The organism is Chryseobacterium tongliaonense, from assembly GCF_041224435.1.
In the GTDB taxonomy this organism is placed as follows: Bacteria; Bacteroidota; Bacteroidia; order Flavobacteriales; family Weeksellaceae; genus Chryseobacterium; species Chryseobacterium tongliaoense.
Genome location: NZ_JBGFFD010000004.1, coordinates 382,963 through 399,099, shown reverse-complemented (window position 1 = coordinate 399,099; position 16,137 = coordinate 382,963). Strand labels below are relative to the sequence as shown.

The 16,137-nt window shown below is 36.4% G+C and carries 11 protein-coding genes and 1 pseudogene; 8 read left to right on the top strand and 4 right to left on the bottom strand.

Going from position 1 to position 16,137, the window contains the following annotated elements:
* The 8 genes and pseudogenes from AB8P06_RS11780 to AB8P06_RS11745 all read left to right on the top strand — a co-directional run.
* Positions 1-1,860 (top strand): annotated as a pseudogene (locus AB8P06_RS11780) (DUF2723 domain-containing protein); the annotation flags it as partial.
* Between the two features lie 92 nt (positions 1,861-1,952).
* Positions 1,953-3,440, top strand: a complete 1,488-nt coding sequence (locus tag AB8P06_RS11775; protein WP_369841911.1) for a DUF8728 domain-containing protein — start codon at positions 1,953-1,955, stop codon at positions 3,438-3,440.
* 199 nt (positions 3,441-3,639) lie between these two features.
* Positions 3,640-4,167, top strand: a complete 528-nt coding sequence (locus AB8P06_RS11770) for a DUF1697 domain-containing protein (protein WP_369841908.1) — start codon at positions 3,640-3,642, stop codon at positions 4,165-4,167.
* Positions 4,168-4,258: 91 nt separating this feature from the next.
* Positions 4,259-5,068: a 3-deoxy-8-phosphooctulonate synthase gene (gene kdsA / locus AB8P06_RS11765; protein ID WP_369841905.1), complete on the top strand. Its 810-nt coding sequence runs from the start codon at positions 4,259-4,261 to the stop codon at positions 5,066-5,068.
* Between the two features lie 44 nt (positions 5,069-5,112).
* The gene (locus tag AB8P06_RS11760) at positions 5,113-7,347 is read left to right on the top strand and encodes a TonB-dependent receptor plug domain-containing protein (RefSeq protein ID WP_369841902.1); all 2,235 of its coding nucleotides are present in this window, start codon (positions 5,113-5,115) and stop codon (positions 7,345-7,347) included.
* 363 nt (positions 7,348-7,710) lie between these two features.
* Complete coding sequence (locus tag AB8P06_RS11755; RefSeq protein ID WP_369841899.1) at positions 7,711-8,088, top strand: HYC_CC_PP family protein; 378 nt, start codon at positions 7,711-7,713, stop codon at positions 8,086-8,088.
* Between the two features lie 109 nt (positions 8,089-8,197).
* Entirely contained in the window at positions 8,198-8,671 is a 474-nt protein-coding gene (locus AB8P06_RS11750; protein WP_369841897.1) for a DUF3347 domain-containing protein, read from the top strand.
* Positions 8,672-8,784: 113 nt separating this feature from the next.
* Entirely contained in the window at positions 8,785-11,547 is a 2,763-nt protein-coding gene (locus tag AB8P06_RS11745; RefSeq protein ID WP_369841920.1) for a multicopper oxidase domain-containing protein, read from the top strand.
* A gap of 191 nt (positions 11,548-11,738) precedes the next feature.
* Here the strand turns inward: AB8P06_RS11745 and AB8P06_RS11740 are convergent, their stop codons facing one another.
* The 4 genes from AB8P06_RS11740 to AB8P06_RS11725 form a co-directional block, all read right to left on the bottom strand.
* A complete protein-coding gene (locus tag AB8P06_RS11740) occupies positions 11,739-12,857 on the bottom strand; it encodes an FAD-dependent monooxygenase (RefSeq protein WP_369841895.1) in 1,119 nt (372 codons plus the stop codon).
* Between the two features lie 3 nt (positions 12,858-12,860).
* Positions 12,861-13,454: a hypothetical protein gene (locus AB8P06_RS11735; protein ID WP_369841892.1), complete on the bottom strand. Its 594-nt coding sequence runs from the start codon at positions 13,452-13,454 to the stop codon at positions 12,861-12,863.
* A gap of 165 nt (positions 13,455-13,619) precedes the next feature.
* Positions 13,620-14,486: a sigma-70 family RNA polymerase sigma factor gene (locus AB8P06_RS11730; protein ID WP_002979276.1), complete on the bottom strand. Its 867-nt coding sequence runs from the start codon at positions 14,484-14,486 to the stop codon at positions 13,620-13,622.
* 178 nt (positions 14,487-14,664) lie between these two features.
* The gene (locus tag AB8P06_RS11725; protein WP_369841885.1) at positions 14,665-16,038 is read right to left on the bottom strand and encodes a PQQ-dependent sugar dehydrogenase; all 1,374 of its coding nucleotides are present in this window, start codon (positions 16,036-16,038) and stop codon (positions 14,665-14,667) included.
* Positions 16,039-16,137: the final 99 nt, after the last annotated feature.

Below are 16,137 nucleotides of genomic sequence, written 5' to 3'. Positions count from 1 at the left end.
GCGAAATTCAAAAACGAAAGTACGGTAGCATTTTACTTTTTACCGTTGATCCTAGGTTTGATCGGATTCTTTTTCCAGCTGAACAGGGATTTCGGAAGATTTTATGCGTTGTTGTCCTTGTTCATTCTTACCAGTGTGGGAATTGTCTTTTATACAGGCGTAAAGCCGTTTGAAGTGAGAGAAAGAGATTATGCAATGGTAGGATCTTTCTATGCCTTTGCGATCTGGATCGGATTGGGTTCGGGAGCTATTTTATGGTTTTTACAGTCAAAAGTTAAATCTAATGCAGCTAATATTTTAGTAGGTGTTATATTATTGGGAGTACCTTTTATGATGGGCTTTCAGAATTATACTTCTCATGACCGCAGCCGTAAATCTGCAGCGCATGATTATGCTTATTCCTTTCTGAAGTCATTACCCAAGGATGATATTATTCTCATTTATGGTGATAACGATACTTTCCCGGTTTGGGCGATTCAGGAAACAGAAAGATTCCGTGATGATGTGAAAACAGTAAACTTCACCCTTCTTGCTACCCCTTGGTATATTGACCAGGTTAAAAGAAAAACCTATAATGCAATGTCTGTTCCCGGACAATTAACCCATGAAGATTACAAAGACGGAGTTAACGATCAGATTTATTTAATGAAAAAAGAAGACTGGCAGAATATTTTTGATAACCTTCAGCAGCAGGGAGCTCCGGCAACGGAAATGCAGTCATTAAGAAAATACCTTATCCAGGATTCAATGACGCTGAAAGAAGCGGTTAATTTCCTTAAAATTAAATCTCCTGAAAAAGATGAAGTTTTAAAAATGATTTTCGGGGAAGAACATTATGAAAAATACAACTTCCTTCCGGTCAATAAATTTATCCTGCCTGTGAATAAGGAGAATGCTGTAAAAGCAGGAATCATCAATAAGACAGATTTACCTAATACTGTGGATGAGATCATGATTGATTATAAAGCCAATACCCTTTATAAAAGTAATCTGATGATGTTTGATATTCTGGCAAACTTCGACTGGAAGAGGCCGATCAATTTCTCTTCAGGAGGTGTTTACGATAGCGAAAATATTTTCTATCTTGATGAATATCTTCAGTTTGACGGTTTCAGCTACAGGCTGATTCCTGTTCATACGCCACCAAGCTCAGATGGAGAAATGGGAAGGGCAGATGCCAATTCTTTATATAATGTGGTGAAAAATTTCAGATGGGGTAATTTTAAAGATCTCAGTAATTATTATAATGAAACGGCAACATCCAATATTATCGGCTACAGATCATCAGTGAGCAGAGCAGCTGCAGCACTTTCGTTAAACGGACAAAAAGCTAAAGCCGTAGAATTATTGGATCTGGCCGCCAGAGAAATTCCAATGGAAAAATACAACGATCCACGCTCATTAAGCTCAATAGTTTACGGATATATTGTTGCCGGACAGGAACAGAAAGGATTGAAACTGGCAGAATCCCTTAAAAAAGGAATCTTCGAAGAATATGATTATTATGTAAACCTTCCACCGGCCGACCGGAAATATTCAGGAAGGCAGATGGCTTCAAAACCTATGGAATATTCCCTTGTTGTATCTTCGGTTACCAATGCTTATGCCGCAATCGGCAGAAAAGATAAAGCTTATGATTACCTGGTGAAATCAATTGAACCTATTGATAAGAAATTTAATGTGTTTATAAAAAACCTTCAGCAGATGGGGAAAGAAAAAGCAATGACCGAATCTGAAAATATACAGAAGATCACACCATTTTACCAGTATTTATTTGATATTATGCAGCCTTATGATTCCACTTATTCCAAAGAAAAAGAAAATCAGATTACTACAGCGATGATGCGGGCAACCCAATAAATATATTTGAAAAACGGAGCTTCGGTTCCGTTTTTTATTATTGCAATCATCAATTTTAAGATTATCTTTGCGAAACAACATGAAGAAAACAAATGGCTGAAACCAATAACCATAAACTCCCGATGTATGCCGTCATTTTTACGGTGATTTTCAAGCTCTTATTTTTATTGACCCATCATATCCAGGAAGATGCATTTATTACCTGGAGGGTTGCTCAGAATTTAATGGATTATGGAGTGATAGGGTTCAATGGCGATACCAAAATTTCAGCGTCTACCACTCATCTCTATGTATTTGTTTCCTATCTGTTCAATCTCATTTTCGGGAAAGAATATTTTATTGAGCCGATTCTTATTTTTAATTCAATCCTTTTTACGATTGGAAGCTTGTTTCTGTCTCATTTATTACTCAAAAACCCCTGGCATAAAGCAATTTTTATTTTTTTGTTCGGAATTTTACCACCTTCCGTCAAGATTTCTATTTTGGGAATGGAATACGGGATTCTTTTCTTCTTAGAAATGGCTTTGCTGTATTATGGGTTTAAAAAAGAGAAAAAGTGGGCACTCATTATTCTCCCCATATTGATTTTATTTACAAGAATCGATACTGTGATCTTCCTGGGAATTGTATTTCTGGTAGATATTTTCCGGAATAAAAAAATTCGCTGGAACTATATTTTAGGCGGAGCATTGGGAATCTGTTTTGCGTTGGCTTTCAACTGGCTGTATTTTGGTGAAGTGGTCAATAATACGATTACAGCTAAAAAGCTTTTGTACGATAAAAATTTCACACTCAGTCAGGATATCGAGTATTTCAGGTTGAATTACGGAAACTTCTGGGGAATGCTGAAAGTTCCGGGCGATTTTAATCCGTTTACAGTCCTTGTTCTTATTTTTGAATTGTTGTGCTTTATATTTCTGATCAGACAGCATGAGAAAAGAAATTACTTTCTCTGGATGATTTTCCTTTTTGCATGGGCAAAACAATTGATCTTCCTTTCCCAGAAAAGCCTCTTCGACTGGTATTACTGGGTTCCGCAGATCTTACTTTTTGTTCCGGTACTGATTTTTGTTTTAGAGCAGAAAGTGAAAAGAAATCTTTGGCTGTCTTTGCTGATCGTATTTTATATCCTTCCTATGGTTGCTTTTCAAACCATTCATTCGATTGCTACAGGAAACGGAGAATGGAATTACAGAAGATCAATCGGAGTATTTTTAAACAGCTATGAAAAAGATAAAAACCAATGGATTTTACTGGAGCCTGCCGGATATGTCCCTTATTTTTCAGGGTTAAAAACGATTGATGAAGTTGGATTGGTTGATAAGAAAATTCAGGATGAGATCAGAAAAGATAAAAAGCATTACTGGATTAATACCGTAAAAAACAGAAAACCGAAATACCTGCTTTCTTACAATGATTTATTTGCCGGGGAAGATGGCGGATATTACAGAACGCATTATCAGCTGCTGAAAGAATACAGGATTAAAGACCATTTAAAAAGTGATAATAAGATCCTGGAAAAAATCTACAAACTGAAACCTTCGGGAACGGATTATAATTTGTATATAAGAGTGAGGTAGCTTTTTTTAAGTTATGAGTTATGAGTTATAAGTTATGAATAATAATAGTAATAAGTAATAAGTAATAAGTAATAAGTAGTGGTAATAAAAGACTGCCATAACTTCCAGCCTCCAGCTTCAGGCTTCAGGCTTCCCACTCACAACTCATAACTTATAACTCATAATTTATAACTCATAACCATCAATAATCATTTATACTATGAAATACTGTGCTTTTCTTCGTGGTGTCAACGTAAAAGGAACCAATATGAAAATGGCAGACGTTTGCCAGGTGTTTAAAGAAGCAGGAATGCAGGACGTAAGTTCGGTGCTGGCTTCCGGAAATATTGTTTTTTCTTCTGATAAAAAAGCGGAAGATTTAAAAAAAATACTGGAAAAGGCAATGTCAGACCATTTCTCTTATGAGGCATTTCTGTTCGTAAAAAATCAAAAAGAAACAGAAACCTTCTGGAACAGCAATCCGTTTGAGAAAGATGATAATTTCCACACGTATGCTTTTGTAGGAAGTAAAGAGGTGGAAAATTTTTTGATGAAAGAATTTGAAGCTGCTTCTAAAACCGATAACGAAAAAGGTGAAATCATCAACAATATTTTTTACTGGCAGGTTCCGAAAGGAAATACCCTGGATTCCTCTTTTGGAAAAATACTGGGAAAGAAAAGCCTGAAAGATCAGCTGACCAGCAGGAATATCAATACTTTTGAAAAGATCCTGAAAAAAATGAACTGAATTAAAGTATTTCAGTATTGATTGAGCCCATAATAATTTCGGATTGTGAAACTTTATAAGTATTTTTACTGAACTTTTTAATTACAATAAAATGATTCAGTATTTAGATAATATTCAACACAAAGATTCAAAAAACTTTTTTCTTATTGCCGGACCTTGTATTATTGAAGGGGAAGATATGGCATTAAGAATTGCTGAAAAAGTAATTGAGCTTACCAACAAATACAATATTCCGTATATATTCAAAGGAAGCTTTAAAAAAGCCAACCGAAGCAGGGTAGATTCTTTCACATCAATCGGGGAAGAAAAATCTCTGGAAATCCTTAAAAAAGTAGGTGAGACTTTCAATATCCCGACTACAACCGATATTCATGAAAATGAGCATGCTGCTTTAGCTGCTCAATATGTAGATGTGTTACAGATTCCTGCGTTTTTGGTACGTCAGACCGATTTATTGGTGGCTGCCGCTAAAACAGGGAAATGTGTCACTTTGAAAAAAGGACAGTTCCTTTCCCCGGAATCAATGAAATTTGCCGTGCAGAAAGTAACTGATTCGGATAATCAGAAAGTAGCGATCATTGAAAGAGGAAACTCTTTCGGATATACAGATCTGATTGTAGATTACAGAGGAATTCCTACCATGAGAGAATATGCCCCCGTAATCCTTGATGTGACGCATTCTTTACAGCAACCCAACCAAAGTTCTGGAGTAACCGGTGGAAGACCCGATCTTATTGAAACCGTAGCCAAAGCAGGAATTGCGGTAGGAGCAGACGGAATCTTTATAGAAACACATCCTACACCGGAAACCGCTTTATCTGATGGAGCCAACATGTTAAGATTAGATTTATTAGAAGATTTGTTACAAAAATTGACAAGAATTAGAGAATCGATTTTGTAGTTGTTAAAAAATACTTAATTTTAGAAATTCTTAAAACATTTCTTTTGAAAAAACTAGTTTTACCACTAAGCCTTATGGTTCCCATGCTTGTATTCTCTCAAAATAAAAAAAGAGATACGACAACGAAAGTTACAGATATTGAGGAAGTCATCTTCCAGAAAAAAGTAACGGGAAGAACAAGCGACATCACTACTGTAAAAATTTCAGCCAAAGATGCTAAGAATGTAGCGAGTATTTCCGGAGGTATTGAAGGAATCCTTAAAACCTTACCTTCCGTAAACTCCAATACAGAGCTTTCTTCACAATATATGGTTCGTGGTGGAAACTATGACGAAAACCTTATTTATATTAATGATATAGAAATTTACAGGCCGTTTCTGATCAGAAATTCTCAGCAGGAAGGGTTGAGTATCATTAATCCCGATATGGTTTCTACAGTTAACTTCTCAGCCGGAGGTTTTGAGCCCAGGTACGGAGATAAAATGTCTTCGGCTTTAAATATTTATTACCGTGAGCCGGAAAAATCCGAGCTTTCAGGAGAAGCAAGCTTAATAGGCGGAAGATTAACAGCCGGTTTAGCTTCAAAAAATAAAAAACTGACGGCATTATTTTCCGGAAGATACAGGAATACCAATCTGGTTCTTAATACATTGAAAGAAGATACGGATTTTAACCCTGTGTACTGGGATTTCCAGTCCTATATCAATTATCATATCAGCGAAAAATTCAGCCTTTCATTTATCGGATATTATTCCAAAAACGATTATGAAATGGTGCCGAAAGAAAGAAGTGTTGATTTCGGGAGTCTTCAGAGACCGCTTAATCTTACCGTATTTTACAATGGTAGGGAAGATGATAAGTATAAAAACATGATGGGAACTTTATCGATGAATTTTAAACCATCGGATAAATGGAGATTTACGCTGGACAGCTTTGCTTATCAGAACCGTGAAAGAGAATATTATTCTATTGCTTCAGCCTATATTTTACAGACTTTTGATCCTATTACGGGAGCACCTGTAACTTCCTATGATACAGGAGGCCAGATTGAGCATGCCAGAAACGATTTGTTTGTAAGAACGTATGGAGCACAGTTCAGAGGGCGGTTTTCACCCAATGTGAATACAGATATCGAACTAGGATTTAAATACGAAAAAGAAAATTTGCAGGACCTTACCAACGAATGGAAGCTGGTGGATTCTGCGGGCTACAGTACTCCAAGACCTCTTGATGACCCAAGATTCGGAACTCCGGGGGATCTGAATTTATTTTACAGAATTGCAGGAGCCAATCACATCGAGCCTACGAGAATGTCTGCATATGCCCAATATTCTCAGAAGTTTTACTGGGGAAGCAATAAAGTATTTGTAAATGCAGGAGCAAGGGTTTCTCACTGGAGTTTTAATGATGAAACGATTTTTTCACCAAGAGCACAGTTTGCTATCAAACCCGATTGGGATACCGATATGTTGTTCAGGCTTTCCGGAGGAATATATTATCAGTCTCCTTTTTATAAGGAAATCAAAGACTTAGACGGTAATTTTAATAAAAATATAAAATCTCAGCGTTCCATTCAGGCGATTCTGGCTAATGACTATGAATTCCAGATGTATGACAGGCCGTTTAAATTAACCACTGAAGCCTATTACAAGAAAATGGATGACCTTATTCCTTATTATATGGATAATGTAAGAATCCGTTATTCCGGTAAAAACAATGCATCAGGTTATGCTTACGGAATTGATACCAGATTGTTCGGGGAATTTGTTCCCGGAGTAGATTCCTGGTTGTCTGCTAGCTATGCCAGAGTCTATGAAAATATCGACGGAAGAGGAAATATTCCAAGACCGACCGACCAGAGATTCAGGTTTGCGATGTTCTATCAGGATTATATGCCTAAATTTCCTTCAATGAGGGTAAATCTTACTTTAGTATATGCAATGGGACTTCCGACAGGATCCCCCATTATATTGGACCAAAATGGAGCACCTGATGTATATGCGCCTTATCAGTACCAAAGAACACTGCCTTCATACAAAAGAGTGGATATCGGACTTTCCAAAGTTTTCATAGATCCGAAAAGCAAAAATAAAGTCTATGGTTTCTGGGGAAATTTTGAAGAACTGACTCTGGGAGTGCAGGTTTTCAACGCATTCAATATCAGGAATACCGTTGCCAACCAATGGATCACAGATGCCAATACCAACTTTATGTATCCGGTTCCCGTACGTCTTACCGGGCGATTCTTCAATGTAAAACTTGAGTTTAAGATTAAATAGAAGAGGTTAGAAGTTAGAAGCCGGAGGTAAAAAGTAAATAATAGCCGGAAAAATTAAAATCAACGTCATCTGCTTAATCCGCGAGAAAATAAAAACAAAGAACTCTTGAAGATTTCAGGAGTTTTTTTGTGTCCTTGTATTTCATCTGTAAGAAAACTAGAGGCTGGAAGTTAGAAGCTTGAGGCTGGAAGTAAGTAATAGCCCGAAAATAAAAATCAGTGTTATCTGCTTAATCCGCGAGAAAATAAAAAAAAACTCTTGAAGATTTCAGGAGTTTTTATAAACTGCTTTCCGAATTTTATAACAACATCCCAAAATTATATAACATTCATCTCACAGATATTTTTAACTTTGCTTCAGCATATGAAAAAGATTCTTGCCATAGTATTTTCTATTTTCTACTTCGGGTTTTCGTCCGGGGCAGTCTTTAGTATTCATTACTGTATGCAGGAAATGATTTCCGTAAGCCAGAAAACAGATGATTTATGCAGTAAATGCGGTGTAAAAACAAAAAAAGACTGCTGTAAAACGGAAATCAAAATTGTAAAAGTTGATGATTTGCAAAAATCAGATCTTCTGAAAATTGATTTTCTGAAACAGGTCACAGAATTTAAAGCGCACGAGTTTTTCTTTACAGACCAATCTTTTTCGGCAGCAAAATTTTCACAGATCAGAATCAATGGGCCTCCGGAAATTACTTCCGTTCCCATTTTCATTACTCATTGTAACTTCAGAATTTAGAATTAATTTTCGTTTGGTTTCTTATCATAACGAATGACAGGTCTTGTAACAAAAGGTGATTTCAATACCACGCCTTATCAAAATTATTTTAACTCTAAATTTTAAAACAATGAAAAAATATATCATTACAGCAGTATTCACTGTATTCTCAACACTTTCTTTATCAGCACAGTCAAAAACAGATGCTCAGGTTTCAAAACTGTATCAGAATTATATTTCTATTAAAACGGCTTTAAGCGCCGATGATGCAGATAAAGCTTCCAAGGCGGCAACAGAATTTATTAAAACAGCATCGGCTGTGGATTATAAAGTCTTATCAGAAGGAAATCTGAATATTTTGAGAAAAGATGCTACTACTATTTCTGAAGCAAGAACTGTTGATGCACAAAGAGAGACCTTCTTTAATCTCTCAGATAATATGATTGCTTTAACAAAACAATTTAAACTTTCCGAGAATCCTGTATTTGTTCAGTATTGCCCGATGGCAGACGGAAGCTGGCTGAGCAATGAAAAGCAAATTGTAAACCCTTATTACGGAAGCAAAATGCTTTCATGTGGTAGTGTAAAGTCAGAAATTAAATAATTGCCGTAATTATTTAAAACATAATAAGTTGGATGATCTGAATTAAATTAAATTTAAAAGAATAATCATGTTATCCAACTTGAAAAAATTGAAATATTATGAAAAAAATAATAATGTTTCTGATCCTTTTATTCTCTGTTTTCAACTTTGCACAAACTACAAAGACGTATTATACCTGTCCGATGCATCCGGAAGTGGTTTCCTCAAAACCGGGTGACTGCCCGAAATGCGGAATGACTCTGGTTAAAAAGACTGTAGTAATCAAACCTAAAACTGTTTCAAAGCCTGAAGCAAAACCGGTTTCAAAACAAGAAATAAAAGTTCAGAATATAAAGAAAAATGAAAATGTCAAAAGCAAGGCTAAGATAAAAGTGGAACCGAAAACGAGCCCGAAGCCGGAGACTAAAAATAATAAAAAGATAGTTGCTAAAACTGAACCTAAAGCTAATACCGTTAAACGCTCAGATTCTCAGAAAATTTATACTTGCCCGATGCATCCTGAGATCACTTCAGATCAACCGGGGAAATGCCCAAAATGCGGAATGGAGCTGGTAGAAAAGGAAAATCAAACGGCTACTGAAAATAAGCCTGAGCAAAATTCAGGGTTAAAAAGAAATTCCGAAAACGGGAAAGTGACTTTTGGAGGTAAAACCGTTCGTTACGATTTATATGTAAAAGATACCATTGTGAATTTTACGGGAAAAAACCGCCGGGCAATTGCTGTCAACGGGAAATTACAGGCTCCGACCCTTTATTTCACGGAAGGAGACACTGCGGAAATTTATCTCCATAATATGCTGAAAGAAAACACGGGTTTTCACTGGCATGGCGTTATTCTTCCCAATGAACACGACGGAGTACCTTATCTTACTACAAAACCTGTAAAGCCGGGAGAAACCCATCTATACAAATTTAAAATTTCTCAGAACGGTACCTATTGGTATCACTCCCATGAAAGTCTTCAGGAGCAGATCGGGATGAATGGCATCCTGGTTTTCCGGAAAAGAGAAGGTGAGCCTAAAACGGAATATACAAAGGAAATTCCCGTACTTTTAGGTGATTGGAGCGATGATGATCCTATGCAGATCGCCAGAAGGCTTCACATGGCCAATACAGATTGGTATGCCATTAAAAAAAATGCAGTTCAAAGTTATTGGGAAGCTATAAAATCCGGAAACTTCGGAACAAAAGCCCTGAATGAATGGAAGAGGATGGAAGCAATGGATGTAAGTGATGTGTATTATGATAAATTTCTCATCAATGGTATTCCAAGCTCAGAATATTCAAATCTGAAAGCCGGGGATAAAGTAAGGCTTCGCGTAGCCAATGGCGGATCCTCTACTTATTTCTGGCTCAACTATGGCGGTGGGAAAATAAAAGTGATAGGAAATGATGGAAATGACGTGGTTCCTGTAGAAGTAGACCGTCTGATCGTAGGAGTTTCGGAAACATATGATATTGAAGTAACCATTCCTGAAAATAAAAGCTTTGAATTTCGGGCAACTTCCGAAGACAGGGTTGGGCATGCCTCACTCTGGCTGGGTTCCGGAGAGAAAGCATATGCTCCCGATATACCAAGGCTGATGCTGTTTGAAGGGATGAAAATGATGAACGGGATGATGGAAATGAGCGGAAATATGAAACCGATGAATATGACGATGGGAAATCAGATGATGGATATGAATGAAGTGATGTATCCTGAAATCCCGGAAAGTCAGCGGAAAATGACAATGAAGCATATGAATGAGATGATGGGAGTGAAAACGAAAGAAGATAAAAAAGAAGAAGATCATTCCCAACATCAGGGAATGGATATGAAAGAGGAAAAAACAATTAAACGATTGTCTTACAATATTCTGAAATCTCCTGAAAAAACAATTCTTCCGACAGAAGGAGTGAGAGAATTAAAATTTACGCTGGAAGGAAATATGAATCATTATCTGTGGACCCTGGACAATAAAACAGTCACGGAAACCGATAAAATTCTGGTTAAGAAAGGAGAGATCCTCAGGATTACCATGTACAACAATTCAATGATGCGTCACCCGATGCACTTACACGGGCATGATTTCAGGTTGATCAATTCAAAAGGAGAATATTCACCTTTAAAAAATGTCGTGGACATTATGCCGATGGAAACCAATACGATTGAATTTGCAGCCAATCAGGACGGCGACTGGTTTTTTCACTGTCATATTCTTTACCACATGATGGCCGGAATGGGAAGGGTTTTCAGTTATGAGAATTCAAAACCCAATCCTCAGCTTCCGAACAGGAAATTAGCCTGGAAAAATTTTATTAAAGACAACAGGATGATAAGTTCAATGGCCATGCTTGATATCGCCAGCAATAAAATGCATGCTGAAACCATGACGATGTTCGGACCAAGATGGGCAAATTTAAATGAATTCCATTCCAACTGGAACTTCGATCATTTTGAAGGAAGTACGAAAGTAGGAAGATTCCTTGGGAAATTTCAATGGGCGTTGCCATATGCAGGTTTCAGAGTCCAGAAAAATCATGAAATCATGGAAAGACAGATGGCTGAAGATATGGGAATGACCTATCATGGCAAAAAAAACTGGTTTGGTCAGCAGACGGCATCAAAAGACAGGTATGCATTTATGGTTGGGATGCAGTATCTTCTACCGATGCTGATTACAGCTGATGCAAGTGTAGATCAGAACGGAAAAGTATTGTTAGAACTGAGCAGGGAAGATATTCCTGTTTCCAGAAGGATCAGAGGCAACTTTAGCCTTAATTCTGACGGAGAGTTTACAACAGGATTAAGATATATTGTTCAGAAATGGTTTTCCATTTCCGGAAATTACGATAATGAAATGGGTTGGGGAGCTGGAATTACCCTTACCTACTAAAGAGAAGGCTGTCACTAAGACAGCCTTTTTTATTGATTTCGTGTACAATATTCAAACACATTATTCTCAATCATCTGTGAAAATCTGTGTCATCTGTAGTTAGAAAATATTAGTTTGAATAAATTATTTTTCATTAAAATTTATTCCCACAGATTTTCATAGATGTTTATGTTTAATAGGATTGTGTGATTTTACATTTCCAGTTGTATGATTTTTTCAACCAGTTTTTGATTGGCACTTTCAGGAATTAATCTCAGGAAGAAATTCCGTAAAGAATTTCCTTTTTCCCACTGGGAAATTTGTCCGATTTTCCAGCTTGTATTGACAACATAGTCTACTTTTTTCCTTCTGATGCGTTGGAACTTCTCAAAAACAGAATTAAAATCTTTATTATTTTCTAAAATCTTTCCGATAATATAGGCATCTTCTATTGCCTGACACGCGCCTTGTCCCATATTCGGTGTTGTTGCATGAGCAGAATCTCCGATCAGGCAAAGGTTTTCAGCATACCATTTCGGGATAGGAGACAAATCGGTAATATCATTCAGAATCATATTTTCATTCGGAGTTGCGTCGAGAATTTTTATAATTAATGGATGAAAACTTTGAAAATTTTTAGCTAAAGTAGGGCAGCGTTCATGCTTTCCCTCATTAATCAAAGCATACCAATATACCTTTTTATCTGAAATTTTTACAAAACCAAAACGTTTTGCTTTTCCCCAGGCTTCAAACGCTTCGTGATGAAATTCTTCTGGCAGGTCAAATTCTACCAATCCACGCCAGCACTTTTGTCCTGCATTCCGGATTTTACCGGTTTCTATTATTTGATCCCGGACTTTTGATTTTATTCCGTCTGCTCCGAAAACGATTTTACTTTCAATTTCGCTTCCATTTTCGAAGTTGAGGGTATAATTTTCTTTTTTATGAATTTCGCTTAAAGAATGATTCAGTTTAATATTTTCAAAACCTATATTTTCAGCTAAAATCTTTTGCAGTTCAGCTCTGTGGATGGCAACGTTGCAGGAATTGTATTTCTTTTCGAGCTCAAGAACATTGGTTTTGGAAATCGGTTTTAAATTTTCATCAGTTATAGAAATTCCGTGAATTTTATTTCCTGCGTTTTCAATTTTTTCTTTTAAGCCTAATCTGTCGAAAATCTGCATGGCGTTAATTGCCATCATGATTCCTGCCCCGACAGGTTTTATTTCCGGGACTGATTCATAAATAGTAAAATCCAGAGCATGTTGTTTCAGGATATTTCCAAGGGTCAGTCCGCTAATTCCTGCTCCGATGATTGAGATTGAATTCATCCGTTATTTTAAGTTTTTCAATTCGTTCATTAATTGATTTTGCTTTTTGATGAAATGTTCTAAGCTATCCGTTTTCAGAGGATGAGCCTTTTGATATTTTTCAATCTCGGGAATTGTTTTTCTGATTTTAAAGGCTGTATATAAATTGTTTGTTTTCTCTTGGTTTTTATTGGCTAAAGAGATTAAGTCTTTTATATTCTTAATTTTTACATCATATTGATCTGAGCTTATTTTAATCTGATCAATAACTTCCTTTTTCAACAGCGAATCGGTTATTGTACCGCCCTGATAGTTGGCATCACGGTAATAAGACTGGGATTTGGAAAGAATTTCATCATACCCGGAAATCACCTTGTTGAAATCTTCTTCGGTCTTTCTTATTTTATCATCAAGAGCTCTAAGCTTTTTATCGTTTTTAATGAGCTCAAAATAGATCTGATCCACCATGCTGCCGCCACGGGAGCTTTTAAAAGAGCCTGATATGGATGATTCCGTGTTGTCTACGGCATTTTCTACTGCTGCAGGATTTTCAGATTTTGGTTCTCTGCATGAAAAAAACAACAGGGCAAGAGAAGATGTAAGAAATAATTTTTTCATATAGGGTAATTTTTTGATTGGTTTATATTTTGAGATTCTTCACTTCGTTTATGCTTCGTTCAGAATGACAGGATTTGAATGATTAGTTGAAGATCCTTTACAGAATGTTACAAAAAAACGGAGCTTGAAAAATCAAACTCCGCTTAATACATTTTTACGCTAAAATTATTTACCTAAATAAGATTTCAAAATCTTACTTCTGGTATTATGTTTCAGTCTCTTGATCGCTTTTTCTTTGATCTGACGAACTCTTTCTCTTGTCAGATCAAAAGTTTCACCGATTTCTTCTAAAGTCATTGGATGTTTTCCGTTTAACCCGAAGTATAATCTTACCAAATCTGCCTCTCTTGGAGTTAAAGTGTTCAATGCTCTTTCGATCTCAATCTGAAGAGATTCAAGCATTAAATCTTTGTCCGGGCTTGGAGATTCTCCTGAACGTAATACATCATAAAGATTCGAATCTTCACCTTCTACTAAAGGTGCATCCATAGACAGGTGTCTACCGGAGTTTTTCATAGATTCTTTGATATCTTCCTCGCTCATGTCAAGAACTTCAGCCAATTCTTCCGGAGAAGGTGGTCTTTCATTTTCCTGCTCAAGGTGAGCGTATGCTTTATTAATTTTATTGATTGAACCAATTTTGTTTAATGGCAATCTTACAATTCTCGACTGTTCTGCCAAAGCCTGTAAAATTGACTGACGAATCCACCAAACCGCATAAGAGATAAATTTGAAACCTCTGGTCTCATCATATCTTTTTGCAGCTTTCATAAGTCCTAAGTTACCTTCGTTAATTAAATCGGGTAAAGAAAGACCTTGGTTTTGGTACTGCTTAGATACGGAAACTACGAAACGAAGGTTGGCTTTGATTAATTTCTCCAGTGCAGCTCTGTCGCCTGCACGTATTCTTTGTGCCAATTCTACTTCCTCGTCCGCAGTAATCAGTTCCACTTTACCAATTTCCTGCAAATACTTGTCTAATGAAGCAGTTTCCCTGTTGGTTACCTGCTTGGTAATTTTTAATTGTCTCATTTATTTTATCCTCAAAAATAGAGTTACTATATATTATACGCTTGAGAGACTGAAAAGGTTACACCAGTTTTAATTATTTTTTAATTTTTGGGTATACAGACACCTGACATCAGATATAAGATTTCAGACAGGTACTCAAATAAAATATCTAATTACACTGATCGTGATGGAATGTTATTTATCGTTTTTGAATTTTTAAAACTTGTGATACAGAACCGTTTTCCTTTATCTTCAAATAATAGAATCCTGCTACCAAATCGGTAATATCTATCTGCATTTCTTTTCCTTTAAAATGTAGTTGCTTTATGAGCTTTCCGCTTATATCTACCAGATCAATCTCTGCAGTGCCATTATTTGATTTGTTTTGTATGGTAATATTATTATTTGTAGGAACGGGACTTGCCATCCAATTATTTTCTAAAGAAATTGCTTCGTTTATATTTAAACTGTTGGGAGTAGGATCATATATTTCATAAATTTTATCAATCTTGTTGTTCACACTGTTTGAGTTACTGGTACTGACATAAATTTTCCCATTAGGTGCAGCCAATACATCCCTTATTCTCCCAAAATTTATCTCAGGTATATCCACTTGCGAAATTACAGTGTCTTGATTGGTATTGAAAGTTAGCACATATAAAGCTTGACTTTTCAGTGAAGCCAAGAGTAATTTATTTTGCCACTGAGGGAAGAGCGGATGAGTATAAAAATCAATGCCACATACCGCAATCGTTGGCGTCCAGGACTTGGCCGGTTCATAAACATTGTTAGTGTTGCAAAAAGTGATTTCTGCAGGTAAATTACAATAACCTTCGACATTAGGCCAGCCATAGTTCCTGCCAGCTTCTATTATGTTTATCTCGTCATCGGTGCTGGGACCGTGCTCACTGCTAACAAGTTTAGTGCCCATTATAGCCAGTCCCTGCGGATTACGATGCCCAAAACTCCATACTGCTGAGCCGGGTATAGGATTGTCACTCGGGATAGTCCCGTCAAGGTTATAGCGGAGAATTTTACCGTTCAGCGATGATGTATTCTGAGGAAAGCTCAGATCATTTGCATCACCTGTAGTCATATACAATTTGTTATTGCTAATGAGTAAACGGCTGCCATTATGAATGACATTGGCCTCAATACCATCTTTTATCAATCTTTGAAAGGTAAGTACATCTGTAACCGGATTATATTCATATACCACTAATTTTTCACGATAATCATTCCCATTCAGCAAATAATTGTAAGAGCAGAATACTTCGGGGGTATTAGGGAAATCAGGATGCAGGGCTAAACCAAGCATTCCTCCTTCACCGTTATTGATAGACACATCCTGTTCAAAGATAAGCTGCTTTATCTCACCGGTAACCGGGTTGAGTCTTGAAATGGCGCCGTGTCTTTGTGTGAACCAAATATTACCATCGGGTGCACTCACCATTTCCCACGGAATATATAATCCGCCTTTGACTTCTCTTACGGAATAATCGTTTGTTTGTGCAAAAAGTTGAACATTAATAAAAATAAATACAGCAATAGCAAGAGTAAAAAATTTTATCATTCATTTAAATATTTATTATTCAAATTTAGATAAAAAAACATATACAAAAAGGCTTTTTTAATTTGTTTAAGTATTGATTTACAGAGTGTTATTTATTTT

Coding starts and splice junctions, on each gene's coding strand:
- AB8P06_RS11775 (WP_369841911.1), top strand. CDS start 1,953: ATGGCTGAAACCAATAACCATAAACTCCCGATGTATGCCGTCATTTTT.
- AB8P06_RS11770 (WP_369841908.1), top strand. CDS start 3,640: ATGAAATACTGTGCTTTTCTTCGTGGTGTCAACGTAAAAGGAACCAAT.
- kdsA (WP_369841905.1), top strand. CDS start 4,259: ATGATTCAGTATTTAGATAATATTCAACACAAAGATTCAAAAAACTTT.
- AB8P06_RS11755 (WP_369841899.1), top strand. CDS start 7,711: ATGAAAAAGATTCTTGCCATAGTATTTTCTATTTTCTACTTCGGGTTT.
- AB8P06_RS11750 (WP_369841897.1), top strand. CDS start 8,198: ATGAAAAAATATATCATTACAGCAGTATTCACTGTATTCTCAACACTT.
- AB8P06_RS11745 (WP_369841920.1), top strand. CDS start 8,785: ATGTTTCTGATCCTTTTATTCTCTGTTTTCAACTTTGCACAAACTACA.
- AB8P06_RS11740 (WP_369841895.1), bottom strand. CDS start 12,857: ATGAATTCAATCTCAATCATCGGAGCAGGAATTAGCGGACTGACCCTT.
- AB8P06_RS11735 (WP_369841892.1), bottom strand. CDS start 13,454: ATGAAAAAATTATTTCTTACATCTTCTCTTGCCCTGTTGTTTTTTTCA.
- AB8P06_RS11730 (WP_002979276.1), bottom strand. CDS start 14,486: ATGAGACAATTAAAAATTACCAAGCAGGTAACCAACAGGGAAACTGCT.
- AB8P06_RS11725 (WP_369841885.1), bottom strand. CDS start 16,038: ATGATAAAATTTTTTACTCTTGCTATTGCTGTATTTATTTTTATTAAT.